We start from the raw sequence: 23,864 nt of genomic DNA, 5'->3' as shown, positions 1-23,864 counted from the left end.
GTTAAAGCCCATCATCACAAATTTGTATGACGATACTTCGTAAAAAAGGAATTAATTCTATTTTTGGGCATGCAACAACTTAAGGTCTGTGAACTTTTTGCGGGTGTTGGCGGCTTTCGCCTGGGATTGGAGAGCACGGGGTATTACCAAGTGGTGTGGAGCAACCAATGGGAGCCTTCTACAAAAATGCAGCATGCTTCCTTAGTTTATGAAGCACGTTTTGGTGCCGAAAATCATTCCAACGCCAACATTGAAAACGTAAAAACCGAGGAAATTCCCGACCATGATATTCTTGTGGGAGGTTTTCCTTGCCAAGACTACTCTGTTGCGACTTCGTTAAAAAATTCCAAGGGACTCATCGGAAAAAAAGGCGTGCTTTGGTGGTCCATTCACCGCATTCTTTCGGAAAAAAAAATTAAGCCCAAATACTTGTTCCTGGAAAATGTGGACCGTCTTTTAAAATCGCCCTCCAGCCAACGAGGTAGGGATTTTGCCGTAATGCTCCGCAGTCTATCAGATTTGGGTTATGCCATAGAATGGCGGGTAATCAATGCCGCCGAGTATGGAATGCCCCAGCGCCGAAGGCGCATTTTTTTTCTGGCCTATTCAAAGGATACTCCTGTTTACCAAAAACTTACAGAGACCCTTCCTCTCGACTGGATTTTAAAGAAAAGCACTTTTTGCAATGCGTTTCCTGTTGATGAATCCACACAAAATTTGGTAGAATTTGATTTGGAAGAGGATTTGGTCAAACTATCCAAAAACTTCAACAAAGAACAAAATCTTTCCCCATTTTTGAATACGGGAATGTGTATTGATGGAAAAGTATCTACCCTAAAAACCGTCCCTGCTTACAGTGGCAAAAGAACCGTTCTCTCCAATGTTTTGAAAAAAGGTCCTGTTCCTTCTGAATATTACATTGATGGTAACGATTTGCCCAAATGGGAATATTTAAAAGGGGCAAAAAAAGAAATACGCAAGACCAGCACTGGTTTTGAATACAATTACAGTGAGGGCAGCATGGTTTTTCCCGATGCCCTTAATCAACCTTCTAGAACTATTATAACTGGTGAGGGCGGCAAGTCCCCATCCCGGTTTAAACACGTGGTCCAAACCTCCAAGGGACTGCGAAGACTCTTACCTGTTGAATTGGAACGGTTGAACATGTTTCCAGATAATCATACCCAATTGGAGGGCATTTCGGATGCCAAACGTGCCTTTTTTATGGGCAACGCATTGGTTGTGGGCATTGTGGAAAAAATAGGTGATTCCCTGTTCCAGAAAATAGCCGAACTTGAAAAGCAACTTCAAAGCTGACCTATCCAAAGAAAAACAACTGGCGCCTTTACTGGATTCCTACTATCAAAAACACTTGAAACACTACAGTTTTGAACGTGTTCAACATCGTAAAAAACAATTGCAGGGCATAGATCTTATCCTAAAGGAAAAGTCCTCGGAAAATGAATTCTTTGTTGATGAAAAAGCACAGTTGGATTACATAAACGAAAGTTTGCCCACTTTTGCGTTTGAACTTTTTTATCACAAAAATGAAATACAAAAGCAAGGTTGGTTGTTCGATGTTGCCAAAAAGACCCATTTTTATGCCTTGGTGACCAGTATTTATTCGGATGAAGAAAACGTGTTCACCAGTTGCAATATTACTTGGGTTAACCGTGAAAAATTGATTCTTCGCTTACACGAATTGGGCCTGAACCAAAATAGTTTGAAACGGGTTTGCCTCCATCATACAGAAAGCCATGGAAAACTTATACTGGAGCAACTTGACCCTAGAAATCAGGGCTATTTGTTCTTTTCCCATCAAAATAAAGCGGAAAAACCCGTGAATCTTATTTTAAAATTGGATTTTTTGGAACGACTTGGTGTGTCGAGAAGATTGGTCTAAGCTTTTAACATTCTTGTATGCGGAATTCCATCCTCCAAGTATTCCTCGCCGAAAGCGGAAAAGCCCAAATCCGAATAGAATTTTAATAAATAGGATTGTGCAGAAATCTCGATGGGCTTGTTCGGAAATTTTTCATCAATTGCCGATAAGGATGCCTGCATAATCTGTTTGCCCAATCCATATTTGCGTTGGTCTTGGCTTACCACTACCCTGCCAATACTTACATTATCAAAATAATCACCAGGTTTAAAAACTCTGGTATACGCTACTACTTCGCCTTCTTTAACTCCTATTACATGAAGTGCTTTTTGATCCTTGTTGTCCACATCTTGGTACACACAATCTTGTTCAACTACAAAAACCTCGCTACGGAGTCGTAGAATTTGATATAATTCTTCAGTCGAGAGCTCATTAAAACTTTTAACGGATACTTGCATTAATCTTGGACTATTATGCTTTTGGAGTCACATTTATCAAACTCGGGCTGAATGTTTACATGGTTTATACCATGTTTATGGTACACATGTTCCTCTATTTTCTCTAGGATTTCATCAAATTCTGAAAGTCGGATATCATTTTTGAAATCGATATGGGCTTCCATATGTACTTCATCTTCATTAAGTTGCCAAATATGTACATGGTGTACATTTTTCACGGGTTCTATGGTACAGATAGATTCCACTATATCCTGAATGACCACGGATTTTGGTGTAAAAAGCATTAATACCTTGGTGGATTCCTTCAATAGGTCATATCCCATATAGATCAAATACACCCCTATGATCATGGTAAGAATGGCATCTACCCAATAAATCTGGAAATATTTCATTAAAATACCACCTATTAATACCGCTACGGATGCCATCATATCGGTGAGTAAATGCAAATAGGCGGACTTCATGTTCATATTCTCCTCTGAGTCCTTTTTCAACAACAATACACTAAAACCGTTGCCCGCAATGGCAATCAAGGCAAGCCAAATTACCAAGTTGGATTCTATTACTTGCGGTTCCAATAACCGTTCAACAGCTTCCTTCATTAAAATTATAGCCACGACCACCAACGTAGCCGCGTTAATGAAGGCCGCCAAAATTTCCGCACGTTTATACCCAAAAGTTTTAAGATTGGATGCCTTCTTCTTGCCCAACCGCCTTGCAACATAACTTATGACCAAGCTGAGTACATCGCTGAAATTATGAAGCGCATCGGACAATAGTGCCAAGCTCCCAGAAAGCAACCCACCAACAATCTGTGCCAGTGTAATGCCAATGTTCAGAAAAATAGAGATAAGAAGATTTCTTCCTTTTAGATCGGGATGTGCATGCGAATGTGAATGTCCGTGATGATGATGGTGCCCCATAAGGTTTATCTACAAGGAATTTTTTCTATTCTACGTTCGTGCCGACCGCCTTGAAACTCTGTCTTTAAAAAGGTTTCCACCATATCCAAAGCTTGCGGTAGTGCTATAAAACGAGCGGGCAGGCTCAAAATATTGGCATCGTTGTGCTCTCTGGCCAATTGCGTAATCTCCTTGTTCCAACAAAGAGCCCCCCTAACACCTTGGTGTTTATTAATGGTCATGGTAGCTCCATTGCCACTACCGCAAATTACAATACCAAAATCTACTTTACCTTCTTCCACATCAGTGGCCACGGGATGGGTAAAATCTGGATAGTCCACACTATCGGTTCCATCGGTTCCGTAATTGATAACTTCTATTCCTTTAGATTTCAATAGACCGATAATAGCAAGTTTGTAATCGGTTCCGGCGTGGTCGTTTCCTATGGCAATTTTCATGGGTATAGTATTAAAATGGGTACATAGCAAAGGTACAACATCTTTTCATGTTGCGTTGTTTATAAAAATGATGGAAATTTTGCATTGGTTTAAAAAACAACCCATTAACAATAACACTCTTTTGTTAACTATTTGAAGAAAACTAATTGCAATGAAATTTTGCAATTCCAGAAAATCGATCAGTATAAATAATTATTTAATGTTGGTCTGATATTCGATTAAAAATTAATCAACCAATATCAAGAACTTTATTGCGGTAATTAACATTAAAAACACATTAACTTTTCAATAAATTGATGTTGATAACGGTTATTAAAAACTGTGTACAAAAAATCTAATCGATTGATTTTTAAAATTCTTGTGTTCTTACAAATTGTGAACAAAAAGTTTTGATCGTTCAAAGCAACTTTTTTGAAAAAATTTTATTCCACATTTCAACGATCAATCATAATCATCATTTTAATTAAATTTAAAAAAGAAGAAAATATATAATATTGATTATTGTTGATAAAGTTGACTTTGTTTGAGATTACTCTTCCTTTCCTTGTTGGTCAAGGATTATAATTCGTATTTTTCAAAAAAATAAGGACGTTAATGTCAAAGAAAAAGAAGAGAGCTGGGAGTCAGCGAAAGAATGAAATTACTAAGGGCATTTTCACCATACTGGAAAAAGAACCATCTAAAACCTTTAATTACAAGCAAATAGCCTCTAAACTTGGAATAATCGATACCCAAGATAGAAACCTTTTAATCAAACGTTTGGGACAGTTGAGGGCCAGTGACCGTATTCTGGAGCCCGAACGGGGCAAGTATCAAAAGAAGCAATCACTTCACACGTATTACACTGGTAGGGTAGATTTAACCACAAGTGGCAATGCTTATATTATTGTTGATGAACTAGAGGATGACATCTTTATACATAACAATAATCTGAACCGGGCTTTCCATGGTGATACGGTCGAAGTTTTTATAAAGCCAAGACGAAAGAGCAAGAAGATGGAAGGTGAGATTTCCAAAGTGCTCGAACGTAAAAAATCATCGTATGTAGGTATTGTTGATAAGCAAAAAAGCTTTGCTTTTGTACGCCCTACCGATTCTAGGATGTATACGGATATTTTTATCCCTGCGGAAAAAATGAAGAAGGCCAATGATGGTGATAAGGTTTTGGTGAATCTTGGTGATTGGCCGGATGATACCGATTCGCCTTATGGAGAAATCGTGGAAGTCTTAGGAAGACCGGGGGAACACAATACCGAGATACACTCTATTTTGGCCGAATACGGTTTGCCGCATGAGTTTCCGTATGAAGTGGAACAGTTTGCCAAAACATTGGATACGAGTATAAAAGAATCCGAAATTGCCAAGCGAAGGGATATGCGCGATGTGCTAACCTTTACCATCGACCCAAAGGATGCCAAGGATTTTGATGATGCACTTTCTTTTCAAAAATTGGAAAATGGCAATTACGAAATTGGTATCCATATCGCCGATGTTTCGCATTATGTCCAGCCGGACACTATTTTGGAAGATGAGGCTTACGACAGGGCCACATCGGTTTATTTGGTGGACAGGGTAGTTCCCATGTTGCCCGAGGTGTTGTCCAATATGGCCTGTTCCCTTCGGCCCAACGAGGAAAAATATACCTTCTCTGCGGTTTTCGAAATGGACGACAATGCTAAATTGATAAACCAATGGTTTGGTAGAACCGCCATTAATTCCAACGAACGTTTTGCCTACGAAGAGGCCCAGCATATCATAGAAACAGAGCAAAACAACATTCCTAAAGAGATATCCATTCGTGAAAACGCTTATTCCGTATCTAATGATATTGTGGATGCCGTTCTCACTTTTGATAGATTGGCAAAGATCATGAGACAGGCCCGCATGGATGCCGGCGCCATTTCTTTTGATAAAATAGAGGTGAAGTTCCATCTATCTGAAGATAACGAACCTGTTGGCGTTTACTTTAAAGAAGCAAAGGATGCCAACAAGTTGATCGAGGAATTTATGCTCTTGGCCAACAGAAAGGTTGCCGAATATATAGGTAAACAGAAGAAAACGTTTGTGTACCGAGTGCACGATAAGCCGGATGAGGACAAATTAATGGCGCTGAACGGAGTTATTTCCAGATTTGGACATAGTATCAACCTAAAGGACAGTAAGACCATTAACCAGTCCCTAAATAAATTATTGGAGGACGTAAAAGGCAAAAAAGAACAGAACTTGGTGGATACTTTGGCTATCCGTAGTATGAGCAAGGCGATCTATACCACCGAGAATATTGGTCACTATGGACTTGGCTTTGAATATTATACCCATTTTACTTCGCCCATACGTCGTTATCCAGATGTAATGGTCCACCGTTTGCTGCAGCACTATCTTGACAAGGAAAAGGCGCCAAAAGCAACCATTTATGAAGAAAAGTGCAAGCATTCCTCGGACATGGAACTCTTGGCCGCCAATGCGGAACGGGATTCCATCAAGTACATGCAGATAAAATTCATGGAGGATCACAAGGATCAGGAATTTTTAGGTGTAATTTCTGGTGTTACCGAATGGGGCATCTATGTGGAAATTGTGGAGAACAAATGTGAGGGCATGATCCGTATCCGTGATATCAAAGATGATTATTATGTTTTTGATGAACGCCAGTATGCCATAATAGGGGAACGTACCAAACGGATGTACCAGCTGGGTGACGAAGTTTATGTGATGGTGAAGAACACAGATCTGGTAAAACGCCATCTTGACTTTTCGTTGATCGGTAAAAAGAAATAATACTATTTTGGAATAAAATTTGTTATCCTATTGAGAACCAAATTTTTATAACATGAGAATTATTACGATTGTTATTTTGTTCCTATCCCTTCAATATATTGAAGCCCAGGATGCTACCATAACCAAAAAGCTTCAAAAGTATACCGAAGTAAAAGGGTTTGATGGCATTTCCATCAATTTGATACGATCAAACGAAAACAAGGCGGTAATCACCGGTGCAAATACATCAAATGTGGCGATTGTTAACAACGAAGGTGTCTTGAAAATCCGGATGGAAATCGTTAAAATATTCAGTGGATATAGAACTTACGTAGATTTGTATCACTCCGAGGAACTGGTAGTGATAGATGTGAACGAGGATGCCAGAATATCTTCCGACGATACGTATGTGCAAAAGGTTTTGGAACTTAAATCACAAGAAGGCGGAGAATTGGAAATAAACTGTGAAGTAGACCAATTATTGATCAAAGCGGTTTCCGGAGGTAAAGTTTTTGCAGGTGGCTTTTCCAATAATCAAGATGTAATAATCAATACTGGCGGTGAATACAGCGGTAGAAACTTTAAAACAAAATTTACCACCATTAGTGTAAATGCGGGCGGCAATGCCGAAATTTATGCAACAGACTATGTAAAGGCCAATGTAAAGGCCGGGGGCGAAGTTCTGGTATATGGTGATCCGAAGAAAATGGACGAGCAGACCCTTTTCGGTGGAAAAATAAAAAGAGTGAATTAAAAATGATTGATGATATCCAAGCTGCTATCCCATTGGGATTTTTATTGAGCTTTATGATTGGACCTGTTTTCTTTGTATTGTTGGAAACGAGTGCCACAAAAGGTTTCAGGGCGGGAGTAAGTTTGGATATAGGGGTCATTTTGGCCGATATTGTTTTTTTGCTCATAGCTTATTTCAGTAGTTTCCAATTACTGGAAAATTTGAGCAACGAACCTGGATTATTTGTCTTTGGGGGAATGATTTTATTGGTATATGGAATTTTTCTTTTTGTGAAGAAGGCCAAAAAGAAGGCCAATGTAAAGGCTTCCAAAGGTACTTACGTTGGACTGTTGGCAAAGGGTTTTCTTTTGAATTTTATAAATATTGGGGTATTGGCCTTTTGGTTGGGGCTCATTATCGTTGTAGGGCCCAGTTTGGAAAACAATCCCAATAGAATGGTGGTCTTTTTCGGCACCGTACTGATAGTCTACTTTGCAACTGACCTGATTAAAATTATTTTGGCGAAACAGTTAAAAAGGTACTTGACCCAAGAACGCATTGTTTTGATTAAAAAGGGATTGGGAATTGTATTGATTATTTGCGGTATTGTATTGATAAGCAAGGGATTTTTACCGAATGACAGATTCGATCTCCAAGAGCGGATAGAAAGAATAGAGGACCTATAAACAAAAAAACCCAGCACTAAGTACTGGGTTTTGAGGCATCGAGCGGATTCGAACCGCTGTACAAGCTTTTGCAGAGCTCTGCCTAGCCACTCGGCCACGATGCCAAAGGGATCGCAAAGCTAAAAATATTTTATGAATATCTGGATTGAAAATAATCTAAATATTCATGCAATGATTTTGAGGCATCGGGTGGACTCGAACCACCATAAAAATCCTTGCGGGACTTTGTCTATCCAATTCGACCACAATGCCGTTTAAAATGCTAAAAGCAAAAATAAAAAAACATAATTTTATTCAGCGCTTAATTATCAGCGGTTTATCGAGTAATTCCGAGTTTCACCGAAACACTTTCCACATCGCCCCCAATGGGTGGATTAATCTTGGAAACTTCTACTTCCACTTCGGTTACTTCTTGTATTTCTTTAAAAATACGATCAATAATACGCTTGGCCACATGTTCCAATAAATTGGAACGTACCTTCATTTCTTCTTTTATAATATTGTTCAGATGAACGTAATCCACAGTTTCACTTAACTGATCGGAGATTGCAGGTCGGGAAAGATCTGCGGAAATCTCAAGATCAACCCTGTAATCGCTCCCAATGAGCATTTCCTCCTTTAAACATCCATGATTGGAGTGTATCCTAATATTTTTTAACCTGATTTTACCCAAAACTGTGAATTATAAGAAAGGGCAAAAATACGTTAAAACACATTAAATTAATACATACATCTACAGTTACTTATTCCTTGGAAAAGATCCATTCCCACCGTAACAACATGTGTACCTGTGCTATATCCCAAAATTTCATTAGTGATTACCTGATAGGAATATCCAAAATAGAAATTACTTTTTTTAAGACCGGCTATAGGTGCTATGTACAATGGTTTTCCTAACTGATCGTTCAAAAAACGATAAGTGAGACCTACGTAGTAGTAATCTTCAAAATCACGGAAGCGGAACTTGGCGTTCAAATCGGTAACGGAACGGCCATCGCTTTCGAACCACTGAAAGAATACAGAGGGTTCAATTTCCAATTTACTGTTCTTGCTCTTGGAAAAGCTGTAACCGGAATAAACATAATAGTTTCTGAGCTTATTGGGCTCTATGGTAATAATATCGGTATTGAAATTGGAGAGATCCTTGTTCAGTACATTACCTGCATTTGCACTAAAGAAGAATTTATCATAACGATAAAGCACCCCCAGATCAAAATTATGATTGGTCGTGGCCTTATCATCAGCTGGCAATTGTCCATTGTTTTCCCTGAATTGCTCTACATCTACCCTAAACTGGTTAAAGTTGTAGGAGATACCGAAGGATAGAAAAATATCATCGTACCTATCCAATGTCAAATGGTGGGCAAATGATACCCTGGCACCTCTTTGTCTGGTATATCCATTGCTATCGTTATAGAGCATCATACCAACCCCTGATCTATTCCCTATTCTGGCGTCTGCGGCCAAGGTCTGTGTATCTGGTGCATCTTCTATTCCTACCCATTGCGTAAGACCGTTTAAACGGACTTTTATATGGTCACCGATACCTGCATAGGTAGGGGACATTAAAAATGGATTATCGGCAATGTATTGGGATAATTGGGGTACGGTCAACTCTTGTCCCTTGGCAATAAATGCCAAGGAAAACAATAAGATGGTTACGTATATTCTTTTTTGCATGGGGTTAAGCAGGTTAAGTGTTTATTCTCTGTATAATGTAAAGTGACCTACAAACTCTCTGTTATCTTGTTCTCCCTCAAGTCGGACAACATACCAGTAATCTCCGGTAGGTAATGGTTTACCGTCGTAGTTACCATCCCAACCTGCAACGTTGCGGGTCATCTCTTCCACTACTCTACCATAACGGTCATAAATCTTGATTAGTACGTCTGGGAACCCTTCAATGTTGTCAGGTATCCAAAAGTCGTTGCGACCGTCGCCATCTGGGGTGAAAAAGTTCGGGAATTCAATATCTATGAACTCCATAAATATTTCTGCTGTGGCCTCACAACCGTTCTGATCGATCACTGTTACCGTATAAGTTCCTGTTCTGTTAATAAAGAAAGTGTTGTCCGTTCCATTGTCCACATCATTGAAGTAGAAGGTATAATCCTCTACACCACCTTCTGCAATTGCCGTAATTTGATTGATGGTTCTGTTCTCCAATGTCAATACCAAAGGTTCAAAAGTATCAATGGTAAATTCATAGGTTACCATACAACCATTGGCATGTGCTATGGTGAGGTAATGCTCACCTGGCGTCATATTGGTGAAGTCAGCGGATAGTTGCATATCTGCTGGGTCGGTAGAATCCAGAGCGTACATTAGGTCGCCGGCTACGGATTCATCTTCCAAAACAATGTCCAAATAGTTGTTGGGTATATTTCCGGTACACTCGTACATTGGGGTTACAGTGGCAGCAAGGATTACTCCTGGGTCTATTTCTACAATAACATTCGTTTCACAACCTTGTGCATCTCTAATGAATACCACATGTGCTCCTGCAGTTAGGTTTTGGAACAAGGTTTGACCTTGGACAAAATTTGCATCGACACTACTGTTCAAACTAGTTTCATACGGTGCTGTACCACCTGAAATTTGAATTTCGAACGAACCATCGCCACTTTCAAAACAAACCTCATCCATAATGTTGATGGCCTCGGCAACAATAGGTTCTGGTTGTTCAAGTTCAAACTGGAACGTAATGAAACATCCGTTTACATCCTGGGCAATAACATCGTAAATGCCTGGGGCTAAATCGGTAAAGGTGTTTTCGGTATCGAATCTATTAAGGTTAGGTGAAATGGCGTATAGAATCTCACCAGTTCCACCGGAGACCTCAACGGAAATGGTACCATCTTCCATTCCGGCACAGGTAATATCCGTAAATTCTTCCCTATCAACTTGCAAAGGAGCTGGGTCTATGATTGGAATCATTGGAGATTCTTCAATACAATCTTCGCTGGTTACCCTAACATAATACTCACCGGCCATAAGGTCATCAAACCTTCCTGTGGTATTTGGTCCATCTACCAAATTGGTGAAACCTGCATCGCTGAACAATTCGTAGCTATAGTTACCAAGACCGCCAGTGGCACTCGCAATTATGGTAGCAGTGGCTTCTCCAGCACAATTGATGAAAGCGGCCCTGTCATTTATTTCCAATATTAATTCAGGTGGTTCTCTTAAACTGACCTGATTGGAAATCATGGCAGTACATTGATTGGCATCCCTCACTTCAAATTGATATTGACCTGGCCCCATGTTCAAGAAATCATGATACGTAGGATTGTCAAAATCTTCCCAAGTTGACGTATTTTCATCAAAATACTGGTAAGGTGCTGTACCACCTGTAGCGGATAAACGCATGCTTCCGTCGGTCAAACAGGTAAGGTCTGCAAGTTTGATCAGAGAAGCGCTTACTTCGGTCGGTTCCGAAATGGTAACGGTATCTGTGGTATCACTACAACTCCAATTATCGGTAACCGTAATACTGTAGGTTCCTGCACCTAGATTATTGAACATGTTGCTTCTTTGGGGACCTGTGGTGAATACAATGGTCGTTCCCGTTTCATCATAATAGTTCAGTTGGTAATCATAGGAACCACTTCCTCCGGTCACTGAATGTGCCCACACGGATGCACTTTGATCACCATAGCACAATAGATCTATTGGAGCAGCATCTATATCTGCTACTATTGGCGCAGGTGGTAGCAAGGTCAAGGTTCTATCCTCAAAACAGCCGCCGTCATCGGTTACTCGTACTGTATAGTTGCCCTCGGACAATCCTGTGAACACATAGCTTTGTACATCATTAATGGTGTAGACCTGTGTCGTTGTGGTATTGGTCAATACAATGTCGTAAGGTGCATAACCTCCCGTTGGATTAATCATTATTTCCCCTAGATCATTGGTACAGGTAACGTTTGCCACTTCTTGTGGTGTAAAATCCAGCTCAGCGCTTGGTGAAACTATGGTCACCGTACCTGAGGTGGCACCACAAAAAGGAGTACCTGTTGCAGTGACTTCAACATAATAGTTGCCACCTATCAAATCTAGGTGTGTTATAGCAAATGAGCCTGACGACGTATTTTCATTTCCGGATACGATCAGTGTTCCATCCGTTCTGTATACTTCATAATCATAAGCTCCCGCATATCCGGTAACATCTATCGTAATTTCACCAGCATCGTCAAAGCACACTGCCGCAGCGGTCGCCGTTGCCACTACATCTATGGTATCGTATGGAGCTACAGTGTAAATTGTCTGTGCATAACAACCGGTAACATCATTGGTCGCCCTGAATGTATAACTACCGGGTTGGGTCAACTCAAAAGTTGCCGTAGTTGCTGTAACCGAACTGGGTACCACACTTCCATAAGGATTTCCAACGGGCAATAATTCGAATGTGTAGGTATCGCCAGGGGTAGATTCCGTAACGGTCAGGATTACGCTTTCTGGATTCAGACAAGTTATAGCTATATCTTGAGAGGCATCCAATGTGAACGTGTTCAAAGGTTGAACTGTAATACTATCCGGGAATTCACAACCATTGGCATCCCTAACCACATAGTTGATGGTTTGAACGGTTCCATTGTCAACCACATCAAAAGTAGCGCTCGAATCGAAACCATTTCCATTAAAACTGTAGAAATATGGAGCGGTTCCTCCCGTGGCCGTAACAGATATTGTTGATTCATCCACGGAATTGCTCGGGGTACAAATGAACGGTGTTGCCGTAGCTGTTGCGTCCAGAACAGCGGGTTCAATAACGCTCTCTGCCTTAACGTCTTCACATGATCTGGAGGAAACCACACGAACTTCGTAGTTTCCTGCGGGCAGATTTTCGAACAAAGGATTATTTTGTAATGGTCTGCTTGGTGCACCGGCACTAAGTCCAATCAATTCATATTGATAAATTGGATTGGTTGCGGTAGACGGATTAAGGACTGCTAAAATACTTCCATCACTTCCACCAAAACAGCTAACATTTTGTATGGTAGCATCCAATAGTTCTGGATCTACCTTATCATCCAACACTTGTGAAACCACATAGGTACAAGGTTCAGCAGTATCCAGATCTGTTATGGTAAATACATAGTTGCCTGGTTCCGTAAGGTTGGTAAAAATACCATCAGTATTAGTGATAATGGTCGATGTAACCGGACTCACTGTACTGTATTGTAGGTTGGAAGAACCACCGGTCACCGTTACGGTTATTTCCCCTCCCGGATTGATGGTACAATCGATGGGTTTAACAACGGCGGCAGTGGCAGTCATAGCGTTGGTCAATACCACTGGTCCTACGGTGATAAAACAACCCCATTGGTCTTCAATATAAACTTGGTAGGTACCGGCGCCTAATCCAGAGAATATGGTATTGGTGTGTGGTGAACCTACGTTGGCTCCATTTCGAATCAATTGATAGGTATAATTGCTTCCTTGGCCACCACTAACAGGATCGGTTGCTGGTATGCCCACAACTTCAATTTCTCCTTGAAGGTTGGTACAATTGGCTTGATTGATTCTTAAATCGGCCAGAATAGGGTCGGGAACGGTAAGTTCAACATCTGTAAGTTGAACTGAACACCCTTCTTGGTCCATTACCCAAACTTCGTAAGTTCCAGCGGAAAGACCATCAAATCTTGCATTGGCCACGTAGTTTGCCGGGTTGTTCGGATCTGGGTTCGGAGTTGTATCTACATAGTAGGTATATCCTCCCCATCCACCTTGAACGTCAACAACCTCTATAATTCCATCGTTGCCCGGATCACAGGTTATCGGTGTCATTTCAGTGTCACCGGTTATTGTGGATGAAGGACCGGCAATGGTAAAGGCTTCAATATTTGTACATTCGGGGAAGGCATCTTGTGCAATTTCCACAATATAGCTGCCTGCCGCTATGTTTATTGCTGCAGTAGGTCCTGTTGTAGTGGAGTTTCCATTGGCAACTACGGTATCATCGGACGGATCTACCGGTGTTCCGTTGGTATTGTAAATGGTCCAATTGAACCCACCGGAATATGTGGCATCCAAAAGTTCAAAGGTTACTTGACCACTATCTGTTCCATAACAAATTACATCGCTCACTACATTTACATCAATGGTAAAGGTGTTGGGGTCTGCAATTGTTTCCGAAGTAGTGACTGTACAACCGGTATCTAGGTGCCTCACTACAAAATTATGTGTTCCAGCGCTCAAACCACCGAATACGTTGGATGCTTGCCAAGTAGCTCCATTATCAATACTGTACTCGAAACGACTTGGATCTCCTGCCGTAGAGCTTACGGTAATGGTGATTTCACCATCGGTCCCTGGATTACAGCTTATTGGATTGGTTATGGCAGCCGTCGCATTGGTGATTTCATCAAATGGGTCGATAGTGGCGGTGGTGGTTCCCACACAACCATTGTCGTCATACACATTGATGGTATAGCTTCCCCCGTTCACATCAGTTTCAATGTAAACAGGGTTACTGCCGGTTTGAACCACTACGGAGCCTGCATCATTGATGAATTCGTAACGAACGTAAGAGCCGCTTCCGCCGGTGATGGAAGAGCCATCAACAGTGATCATGGCATTGTTCATGTTGTTGCCGGCTGTACAGGCAAATTGATCAACTGTCGGTGCGGGAACTATTATTGCTTCTGGTTCACTAATGGTAACAGTTTCAATATGGGTACAGTTGTTAGCCGCTGTAACTTCAATAGTATATGTTATACCGGTTACAGAACCAGCAAGACCAGTAAAGTTTGCTGTAAAGTTGGTATTAGATGTAGGTGCGATCGGTACGGATATAGATCCATCGGTAGCCGAAATAATTTCAAAGGTATATGGACCAATTCCATTATCTACTGCGCTTACAGAAATTGTACCGTCATCGGCACCATTACAGGTAACATCGGTATACGTTGAGGTAAATGATGGTAAAGGAGCATCGGGAACATCAACGGTAATGGATTGGGAACAGTAAGGAGCTGTTGTGCCAATATCGTACACCAACACTACATAACTACCTGCCGCCCCTGCTCCTGCCCAAGTAAATTGGTTGGAGGCATCGAGGGTCAATGCTCCTCTTGGTTCATCATATGGGTCCGGACCGTCAATTTCGAACTCGTAGTTTCCTGATCCGGAAAGCACTTCTATTTGTAATTCTCCGTAGGCCAGATTACCTGGTTCACAATCCAATGCAACAGTTTGTATTACATTGAATTCCAATGGAGGATATATATCAAATGTTTCGGAATCAGAGCAACCATTTAAATCTCTAACCGATACGGATTGATTTGTGCCGGAACTTAGTCCTGAAATTGTATATTGGTCGCTGCCATCAAAAGTGAACGTCTGGTAGGCCGAACCGTTCACGCTTATTTGGAACGGAGCCATTGCCACCGCAGCATTGTCCAAGGTTATGGTCACTTGGAACTGTCCTTCGTCCACACATTCGTCTACCACAACTAGGGATATTTCCGGACTTGGATCTTCAAGTACGGTTATTGGCTCGCTCTGGATACATCCGTAGGCATCCATTACATATACTATATAATCCCCGGCCTCTACATTAGCAGTGCTGCTACTGGTCCATCCGGCACTTACAGCAGTTGGTGCTGGGTCGGTATCCAACAAATATTGGTATGTATAAGGAGCGGTACCATATCTTCCTGTGGCAGCAATTACTCCTGCATTAGGGTTACAATTGTCGTTTTGTGGGCTTGTCACATCTAAATCCAGCGCATTGGCAGATTCACGAATCGTAAATTCTCCACCGTCTACAGAACAACCATTGTTTGGTCCTCCAACCTCTGATAACAACAGATAGTATTCTCCTGGAGGAAGTGTGCCAAAATTGTTAATGGTTACCGTTGTTGGAGCGTTAACTGGTGCTGTTCCGCTATAGCCAGTTGATACATTGGATTGCCTATTAAAAATTTCATAGTTTACCGAGGTTGCCAAAGCATCAAACCCAGTGAAAGTAAAGGATATGTTTCCATCTGAGGAACCGGTACAACTCACATTGTTTACAACATCTAGATTTGATGTCATTAAAGAAGGTGTATTGATAGGGGCCGCAGCTTCTTCAAAATAATAACAGTTGGTAGTGAGGTCAAAAACCACAAAGGTATAGGTGATACCTGGGGTAAGGCCTGTGAAAGTTGCAGTATCTCCCCCCGGTGTATCGGGAGAAATATAATCGTTTGCAGGATCATCCACGTAAGGAGCGTTATAATTTTCCAAGATGGCAAACTCATAATTTCCACTTCCAACAGCAGATCCTACGGTAACTATTGCAGTACCTCCAGATACACAATCTGCGGTAGTTGTACTCACATCAATATCAAGATCATTGGGTGGGGATGCAATAATTTCTGTGGTATAAGAAGCACATCCGTTGGCATCAACAACATCTATTTGATAGATTCCAAATTCCAATACCGTAAAAGTATGATCTCTGGCTCCAGATGTAGTTGTATAGGTTTGAGGTGCAATACCGTTATTTGCAGTAAGTATATAGGTATATTCAGCGGTTCCGCCAGAAACACCTGAAATAGTGATAGAACCTGGGTTTGTTACCCCAGAACTGGAATCACAGGTAATGGGCACATCCGTTGTAATATAAGTAATAGGGTCTGGTTCCGATATAACCACGGGAAACGGGTCGGAAACACAACCTTTGGAATCTGTCACCGTAACTTCGTAGTCACCAGCAGGGAGTCCTGTAGTTTGGCTGCCGTAATTGGTGGGGCCATTGATTTCAACCACATTGATAGTGTATGGAGGAACTCCCACAGAAGTATCGATTACAATATCCAACGCTCCTGTATTTTCCCCATTACACAAAATATCCGTTGGGGTAACGCTGCTGATTACGGGTTGAGTTGCCGGAGTAATAATAATACTGTTCGTTGTAACTGTACAACCGGCGCTATCGGTAACTCGGAACATGTAAGTTCCATCTACGTTGGTATTGAATTCGTTTCCAGTAAATCCGGTTGAATTGTATGATGCCCCGGCATCGTTGGACCATTCGTAGGTGTAAATCCCCGAACCGCCCGTTGCATTAATAAGAATGCTGGCATCGTCCAAACAAGTCAAATCATTGTTTAGGAATGCCGATGCGGTCAAAGCAGGATTGATCGTTGCCGTATCGGTAGCTGAACAACCAAAGTCATCACGAACCTCAATGGTATAGGTTCCAGCACCTAAGTTTATAAAGGTATACGTTGGTTCGGTGGTCGGAGTTGGTGTCATCCAAGCTCCATTGTTTATCCTAAATTGATAGTTTCCGTTACCACTTGTTACATCTACCTGAATGCTTCCATCATTGTTTCCGCTATAACATAACGTTGGAGTTAAATCAAACGCAATAATTTCGGCCGGGTCAACTGTGATAGTTACGGTATCCTCGCACATATTGGCATCTCTTGCCCTTACAACATAGTCTCCTGCTGCTAAACCAGAGAACGTACCTGTGGGTTGGTAGGCTGCTAATAATGTGCCACTGGTGTTTTCCAATTGATACTCATATGTAGGTGTTCCGTCTGTTGCAGTGGCGGAAATGGTAGCCCCACCATTGGTACATGTTAGTTCGTTGACAATGGTAGCAGTTACATCCAAAACATCGGGTTGAGCCAATGTCTGGTTTAGAACTACGGAACATGTGGGATCCCTTAAATCTATAATTTCGATGGTATGAGGTCCTGCATCAAGGCCGGTTATGGTAATTGGGCTTGAAAGCTGGGTGCCAGAAATTGCACCTCCGTCCACCTGATAGGTAAATCCAGTTGTTGGATCAAAATTTTCAACTTCAAACGTGATCGTACCGTCAGCTGCACCATTACAGGTAAGATCTGTGAAAGCAGTTACGGCACCGTCGAAAGCATTGCCATCTTCAACGGTAACATTCAATGTGATGGACCCACCACATACTTCTGGAATTTGATAGGCCTCAATATCATCGATGGCGATGTCGTTTCCATCTGTTACGGAAGAGTTGGTACGGATTACAATATCCAGATTGGAGTTGGCCCCAGGGTTTAGGGTTACATTATAATCGTGCCAGTCGGAAGCTCCATTGTTTTTAGGAATGTTTCCCGTTGTGGTACTTTGGATAACGGTGCCGGAACCATCTACCAATTGTATTTCAATAGATGGATCACCACCGCTTGTTCCTGTTCTCAAAAGGTTAAATGCCCAAAGTGATACGGTGATATCACGGTTTGGAACGACCTCAACATCAGTTTTTTGATAAACGATACCGCCAACTCCGGCCACTCCGCCAACATTGATGGCCAAGAACCTTCCATTCGCTACACCGGTATGGTCATTTGGACTTAGCCAACTTCCGTATGGATTTGCAATCACCTGTGTTACAGAGTATTCTCCATCTTGGACTTCTGTGTTTATAGCCCACCCACATGAGTTAGGAGTACCATTCTGTGGCTCGTAGCAATACACTGGGTCAATTTCCGAAATACTGGTGTTTGGTCCTGTTCCAAAATTCTCTGAAAGCAGAATGCTTGGTGTGGGTGCCGAATTACTGGTGTAGTTTACGGTAATGGTATGATTCCCAACAGGTACATCGCTAAATACATTGGAGTCGTTAGGTGTATTTAATGTGCCATTGATTTCGTAGGTATAGTCGAAATCTGCGCTATCTGGGGTTACAGTTATTGTACCCTCGCCATCACACTCATAATCTACAGTTGCCGTAGCATTCGGGGGTGTCGGTTCCGGTTCTATGGTAACCGTCATAGGGAAGGTACAAAGGTTTGCATCCCTAATGTAAACGGTATGGGTTCCTGGCATCAAATAGCCAATGGAACTTGCTCCATAAGTTGATCCTCCATCAAAACTATATTGATAGGGAGCTGTACCACCAATGGCATTGGTAATTCGTACTTCCGCACCCATTCCTGGATTACATTCGGCCAAGGCTGTAACTGCTGCAGAGGCAGAAAGGGTCAATGGTTCGGTAATAGTGTAAATTTCGGTTACCTCACAATTATTGGCGTCCCTAACACGAATGTTGTAGCTGCCTGCGGGCTGGTTGTAAAAGATATTCGATGTTTGGTAGGTCGACCCATTGTTTATACTGTAGGTATATGGTGCTTCACCTCCTGTTGCGGAAATGGTTATTTCTGCTTGAGATTCACCACTACATAGAATATCCGTGTTAGATATGGCAATGGCCAAGGGATCATCTTGGGTAATGGAGATATCATAGGTAGTTTCGCAATATCCGGATGCCCCACCATTATCCCTTACATAGACAACATAGTCGCCGGCACCGGTTACGGTAACCGGATTGGTGGTTGAAAAGTCACTTGCGCCAGGCGTTGTTCCGTTGGCAACCACGGCATACACATAGTTTCCGTCTCCACCGGCAGCAGAAATGGTCACATCGGTATCGGTTTCACAAGCGGTAATATTTGGTGCTGAAGCGACCACACTGAGTTCAGGGTCAATGGTAATGGATTCTGTATCGATACAATCATTTCCATCCCTTACCGTAATGGTATAGGTTCCTGGGCCCAAACCCGTAAACACATTGTTGGTAACATATGGCCCTCCATTTAAGCTGTATTCATAATTTCCATCACCACCGGAAACTATATTTGCGGTAAGTGTTAATCCCGTGGCATCATCATAACAAATGTCGTTTGGAACAATGTCCAATTCGGGAGCTATGGCTTCATTGATTACAAAATCATCGGTGAATATACATCCGTTTGCATCGGTTACCGTATAGGTATAGGTTCCTCCTTGGTCAAGCCCGGCAAAGAAGCCGCTTGATTGCGGACCAAAAGTTTCAGGCCCAGCAGTGATTTCATAGGTAAAACTGCCCCATCCTCCACTGGCGGTAATATTTACGGAACCATCTGCCAAACAGGTTGGTTGGGTTACTGTAAATGGTGCTGTTACTGCTGAAGGCGGTGCGTTGATCGTAATGTTTGCTGTATCGGTACAGTTGGTAAGGTTATCCGTAACCGTGATGGTGTAGGTTCCGGCAGCCAAGTTGGTCAATTGTATAGTGCCATTGGTCTGTGCTGAACCAGAGAAGTTGTCGGGACCTGTTACCGTATAATCAAAATCTGTATTGAAATTGGTGACGGTAAACTGGATTTCACCATCCTCTTCACCCAAACAACTGATATTGTTAATCAATTGTCCGGTCACGGAAATTTCAGTTACCGGGTCAATGGTGAAACTTTCATCGTAACTACATCCATCGTTATCGGTTACCCTGAACATATAGGTTCCTGGAGCCAAGCCTGCAAATGTACTGTTGTTACCGTTGTTGACCGCACTGCCAGAGGGCGAAATTATTTCATAGACCAAGTTTGGACTACCCCCTGTAACTGTTAGGGACACATCTGAAACAAAACTCGGACATAATGGATCGGTTGCGGCGAAATCGATATCCGTTGGAGGATTCAAAGGAGCAATCGTCAATGAGTCATCAAATGTACAACCATTGGCATCCCTGACCGTCAAAGTATAAGTGCCATCTGTTAAGTTGCCAAAGGATTCTTCCAATAAGGTACCGGAATCGGAAACAAAATTTACGCCGTCAATGCTATATTCATATGGTCCATTGCCTCCTTGAACATTGAATATCCTTACTTCTCCGAGTTGTGCACAGGTATAGTCCTGTACAATTTCAACCTCGGCATCCAAGGCATTGGTTGGTGCGGATATGGAATGGTATTCGTAATAGTCACAAGAGGCACTACCTTTTCTTTGGTTGATGACCACTACATAATCACCAGTTCCCAAACCAGGGAAATTACCAGAGGTATTAGTGGCCAACGCATTGGCAAAGTCATAGTTGTCCTCGTCAAAACCAGTTGCGTCAAATAGGTAGTAGGTAAGCTGATACCCATTGTCATCCACCAAATTGAAAGTGATTGTACCTGTTGATTCCCCGTAGCACAATACATCCATTACCGATGTTGCATTGTATTCGGCGGCAGGTCTGAACTCAATATCGACCGGATTTGAAAAGGCATGACAGTTATTTCGGTCCATAACCACGTAGGTATATGTACCTGCTCCCGCAGCCCCTACAACATCAAAAATCTGACTGGTCTGGTATTCGGAAGGCGGGATATCCGCTACACTGGGGTATGAAATCTGTGTTACCCCATTCCTGTCCACAAAGGACCAGATAGCATACAAGTGTGGGGTTCTACCCCCTGTTGAAGACATTTGTATATTTCCTTCCCTACATGTAATGTGCTGTGAAACCCTTGCTTCAAGCTCTAAATCAGCTTCGTCAAGTATGGTCACCTGTTCGGTATAAATACAACCGTCGTCTGTAGAAACGGTGACATCGTACACACCGCTGTTTAAGTTTTCAAAGGTGTAGTTGTTATCATCAGAAGGCCCATAGTCGTCCACTACGGTGCCTCCTTGGGAAATTTCATAGTAATATTGAGGTTCTACATTTAAAACAGATATAGAAATCTCACCTAAATCGTTGCAGCTTGTGTTTACGGTAGAGACATCGACTTGGAAGTCACGGTCCAAAATACCTATGTTGTCCAAAACGAAGACACAGCCATCGGTTACACCTTGCTGTCTCATTTCTACCATGTAGGCCCCATTATTGGTAATTTCGAAAGTTTTATCGGGACCATAGGGAACAAGAACGTTCCCAGTGGTTTGGTCTACTAATTGAAACTCGTAGGTATCCGGCATATTGATCACCTCTATACTACCAGGGTTTGTGCAGATAATATCTTCGGAGATATATTGTGGATTGAGCGGGTTCTTGTATATATTGAAGTAGAACCTGCTAAAACATCCATTTTGGTAGTTGATCACCAATCGATACTGTCCCGTGTTTTGGGCCAAAAAGTCGTTTCCTGTGTCAACAGTGTTCCAAGTACAACCGGAGTTGGTGTTTGCACAACCATCAACCGATGCAGTACAACTGCTCTCGTCCAATTGTTCCCAAACAATGCTGGTTGCATCTGGGATATTTATTTGGATGAGTTCGCTATCGTTTAATCCACAAAGGAAAATTTCAGGAAGTTCGCTACCGTCATTGGGGCAAATATCAATGGCTCCATCAATGGTGTTGGAAGTGTCATTGATCAATGCCGTAATAGGGTTGGATTGAACGGAACCGAACAGTTCCACAGTTATAATTTCCTGAAAGTCCTTACAAGGGTCAGCAACCTGTTTGTCAACAATATAAGTTCCAATAGCGTTCACCAACATGGTGCTTGGGTCACTGTCGGAATCGCTGTCCGTAATAACGGTATCGATACCAACGTCTATTTGACCGTTTCCGTTTTCGTCGCGATACCATATATAATTGTCAAAATTATCTCCTGCATCCAAGAGCACGTTGTCCCCACAGAGTTGTACGGTTCGCGTAAAATCGCAGGCTTCAAGGTCATCCAATAAAAAGTTGGTAGCTCCGGGATATGGAAAGCCACAGCCATCAAAGTCGTATACACTGGGGTCGTCCGTTATTGGTGCTTGATTGATTGCTCCCGAATATGTGGAATAGGCAAGGTTTTCGATAATATCGGTACAGGCATCTATAAAATCAAAGCAATTTTCGGCCACTTGTACCCGCATGCGGATTATTGCGGCTGGATCATTTTCTTCAACATAGCGATCGGGTATGGAGAAAATTATGGTTCGTGTAGCTGGGTCATATGTGTAAGTTACATCGGTGGGCGTGCTTATGCTGGACTCATCTAAAGTAACATTAATGGGCAGTACGTCCCTAATGGTATATCCCACGGCATCGTCGTTGCCTACGTTTTCAAAAGTGAGCACATAATCTAAATATTGGCCAAGGTGCACGCCTTGCCCTGTAATATCATTTCCGGCAATATCCTCTACGGTTTTACCAAGATTTATTTGAGGTTCAATAATTTCCACATCCAACGAGGTGAAAAAGATGTCGTATTTATCTCCTGTGGACGAAGCCCTTAGTGTAGCTCCCGTTTCATCATTGGGAATTACGGAATTGCTGGGGTTTGGAATGGTGAAAAGATCTACATCCCACCCCAAAGTGTTGATACTATTGGGGTTTCTGGAGGTAACTATTGTACCTTCATTAGTAATATTACTGTTAAAAAAGTTTGTTGAAGGATTTGCACTGTTCGATAAAGTAGTAAAGCCACCATTGCTATCCGCTTTAATGGATAGTTGATCGCCTGTAATCCTATTATCCCCCTCTAAAGTAGCTACCCCTAATTTTGCCCTTACCGGGAATGGAGCCGGCAATGTGGTAAATCCATCTATGGGAATATCAACGGTTTCTCCGGCCTTGATACCGGCATAACCATCAAAAGTGGTAATATATTTACCTGGGTAGGTAGGGTTTTCATAAACTACCACCATGGTCCACCCTCCAGAAACACCCCCTTGTACTGCGTCTCCCGAACTTGCACGAACATTTCCGACAAAGTATTCACCATCGGGATTTCCGAGCGCAGTAACAATATCGGTTACATCTTTATAGCAGGCATAAGGGGCATAGTTTCCAAAGTCGGAATCACCATCACCATCAAATAAAATTTCATCTGCGGTAATATCTTGATAAGTCCCCCCTGGCACCCGAAATTTAACTTGGTTGAAATCGCTACTTCTATTGGTGTCTAGATAAACTGCGGACCAATACAAACCAGCATATCTAATTCTGGAACAGCTGGGGTCCGGAACCGCCAACGTTGCACTACTGGAGCTAAAGGTAGAAGGGTCTCCGTCAATATCAATGTACTGCATGTTGAGATCATCGTTGTAGGATGAGCTCGACCCAGTAACATTGTAAGGGTCTTCAGGGTCACCGCCACTGTTGTCCCTGTTCACAATGTTGTTCGCTATAAAAGTAAGGTCTCCCTTAAGTTGGTTTTCATAGCGAACATCTAGATTATTCTTTATTTGTGAAAATCCTGTATAAGCAAACAGCAACATACAGGTTATTGTGCCCCACCTGAGTAGTGATTTTTTCATAAGCTGGTGG

General features: G+C 42.1%; 11 protein-coding genes and 2 tRNA genes. 5 read left to right on the top strand and 8 right to left on the bottom strand.

Features of this window, described 5'->3' with window-relative positions; translation table 11 throughout:
- Window positions 1-69 precede the first annotated feature (69 nt).
- The gene (gene dcm, locus DCK90_RS07960; RefSeq protein ID WP_108245652.1) at window positions 70-1,317 is read left to right on the top strand and encodes a DNA (cytosine-5-)-methyltransferase; all 1,248 of its coding nucleotides are present in this window, start codon (window positions 70-72) and stop codon (window positions 1,315-1,317) included.
- Complete coding sequence (locus tag DCK90_RS07955) at window positions 1,295-1,903, top strand: hypothetical protein (protein ID WP_108245651.1); 609 nt, start codon at window positions 1,295-1,297, stop codon at window positions 1,901-1,903. The genes dcm and DCK90_RS07955 overlap by 23 nt, the downstream gene beginning before the upstream one ends.
- On the opposite strand, the gene DCK90_RS07950 is transcribed toward DCK90_RS07955, so the two are convergent.
- From DCK90_RS07950 to rpiB, 3 genes are read right to left on the bottom strand one after another with little or no spacing between them, the layout of a single operon-like run.
- Window positions 1,900-2,340, bottom strand: a complete 441-nt coding sequence (locus tag DCK90_RS07950) for a GNAT family N-acetyltransferase (protein WP_108245650.1) — start codon at window positions 2,338-2,340, stop codon at window positions 1,900-1,902. The genes DCK90_RS07955 and DCK90_RS07950 overlap by 4 nt on opposite strands.
- Window positions 2,340-3,263 (bottom strand): cation diffusion facilitator family transporter, encoded by a 924-nt coding sequence (locus DCK90_RS07945; protein WP_108245649.1) that lies wholly within the window; start codon window positions 3,261-3,263, stop codon window positions 2,340-2,342. Before DCK90_RS07945 ends, DCK90_RS07950 begins: the two co-directional genes overlap by 1 nt.
- 5 nt (window positions 3,264-3,268) lie before the next feature.
- The gene (rpiB, locus tag DCK90_RS07940) at window positions 3,269-3,700 is read right to left on the bottom strand and encodes a ribose 5-phosphate isomerase B (protein WP_108245648.1); all 432 of its coding nucleotides are present in this window, start codon (window positions 3,698-3,700) and stop codon (window positions 3,269-3,271) included.
- A gap of 594 nt (window positions 3,701-4,294) precedes the next feature.
- On the opposite strand from rpiB, the gene rnr reads away from it, so the two are divergent.
- The 3 genes from rnr to DCK90_RS07925 are packed head-to-tail and all read left to right on the top strand — an operon-like array spanning window position 4,295 to window position 7,876.
- The gene (gene rnr / locus DCK90_RS07935; protein WP_108245647.1) at window positions 4,295-6,478 is read left to right on the top strand and encodes a ribonuclease R; all 2,184 of its coding nucleotides are present in this window, start codon (window positions 4,295-4,297) and stop codon (window positions 6,476-6,478) included.
- Between the two features lie 52 nt (window positions 6,479-6,530).
- Window positions 6,531-7,211: a head GIN domain-containing protein gene (locus DCK90_RS07930; RefSeq protein ID WP_108245646.1), complete on the top strand. Its 681-nt coding sequence runs from the start codon at window positions 6,531-6,533 to the stop codon at window positions 7,209-7,211.
- Window positions 7,212-7,213: 2 nt separating this feature from the next.
- Window positions 7,214-7,876, top strand: a complete 663-nt coding sequence (locus tag DCK90_RS07925) for a LysE family translocator (protein WP_108245645.1) — start codon at window positions 7,214-7,216, stop codon at window positions 7,874-7,876.
- Between the two features lie 33 nt (window positions 7,877-7,909).
- Here DCK90_RS07925 and DCK90_RS07920 read toward each other — a convergent pair.
- The 5 genes from DCK90_RS07920 to DCK90_RS07905 all read right to left on the bottom strand — a co-directional run bounded on the left by DCK90_RS07920 (window position 7,910) and on the right by DCK90_RS07905 (window position 23,854).
- A tRNA-Cys gene (locus tag DCK90_RS07920) sits at window positions 7,910-7,980 on the bottom strand.
- A 76-nt stretch (window positions 7,981-8,056) separates the two neighbouring features.
- A tRNA-Cys gene (locus DCK90_RS16975) sits at window positions 8,057-8,128 on the bottom strand.
- 64 nt (window positions 8,129-8,192) lie between these two features.
- Window positions 8,193-8,549 (bottom strand): dihydroneopterin aldolase, encoded by a 357-nt coding sequence (folB, locus tag DCK90_RS07915; protein WP_108245644.1) that lies wholly within the window; start codon window positions 8,547-8,549, stop codon window positions 8,193-8,195.
- Window positions 8,550-8,596: 47 nt separating this feature from the next.
- Window positions 8,597-9,556 (bottom strand): PorP/SprF family type IX secretion system membrane protein, encoded by a 960-nt coding sequence (locus tag DCK90_RS07910; protein ID WP_108245643.1) that lies wholly within the window; start codon window positions 9,554-9,556, stop codon window positions 8,597-8,599.
- A 21-nt stretch (window positions 9,557-9,577) separates the two neighbouring features.
- Window positions 9,578-23,854 carry a T9SS type B sorting domain-containing protein gene (locus DCK90_RS07905; RefSeq protein WP_108245642.1) on the bottom strand — a complete coding sequence of 4,759 codons (14,277 nt, stop codon included), beginning with the start codon at window positions 23,852-23,854 and terminating at the stop codon, window positions 9,578-9,580.
- Window positions 23,855-23,864 lie beyond the last annotated feature (10 nt).

This window comes from Muricauda brasiliensis, from assembly GCF_003057865.1.
Taxonomy (GTDB): Bacteria; Bacteroidota; Bacteroidia; order Flavobacteriales; family Flavobacteriaceae; genus Flagellimonas; species Flagellimonas chongwuensis.
The sequence above is the reverse complement of the archived record's forward strand: the minus strand, read 5'-3'. Positions and strand labels throughout refer to the sequence as shown.

Coding starts and splice junctions, on each gene's coding strand:
- dcm (WP_108245652.1), top strand. CDS start 70: ATGCAACAACTTAAGGTCTGTGAACTTTTTGCGGGTGTTGGCGGCTTT.
- DCK90_RS07950 (WP_108245650.1), bottom strand. CDS start 2,340: ATGCAAGTATCCGTTAAAAGTTTTAATGAGCTCTCGACTGAAGAATTA.
- DCK90_RS07945 (WP_108245649.1), bottom strand. CDS start 3,263: ATGGGGCACCATCATCATCACGGACATTCACATTCGCATGCACATCCC.
- rpiB (WP_108245648.1), bottom strand. CDS start 3,700: ATGAAAATTGCCATAGGAAACGACCACGCCGGAACCGATTACAAACTT.
- rnr (WP_108245647.1), top strand. CDS start 4,295: ATGTCAAAGAAAAAGAAGAGAGCTGGGAGTCAGCGAAAGAATGAAATT.
- DCK90_RS07930 (WP_108245646.1), top strand. CDS start 6,531: ATGAGAATTATTACGATTGTTATTTTGTTCCTATCCCTTCAATATATT.
- DCK90_RS07925 (WP_108245645.1), top strand. CDS start 7,214: ATGATTGATGATATCCAAGCTGCTATCCCATTGGGATTTTTATTGAGC.
- DCK90_RS07910 (WP_108245643.1), bottom strand. CDS start 9,556: ATGCAAAAAAGAATATACGTAACCATCTTATTGTTTTCCTTGGCATTT.
- DCK90_RS07905 (WP_108245642.1), bottom strand. CDS start 23,854: ATGAAAAAATCACTACTCAGGTGGGGCACAATAACCTGTATGTTGCTG.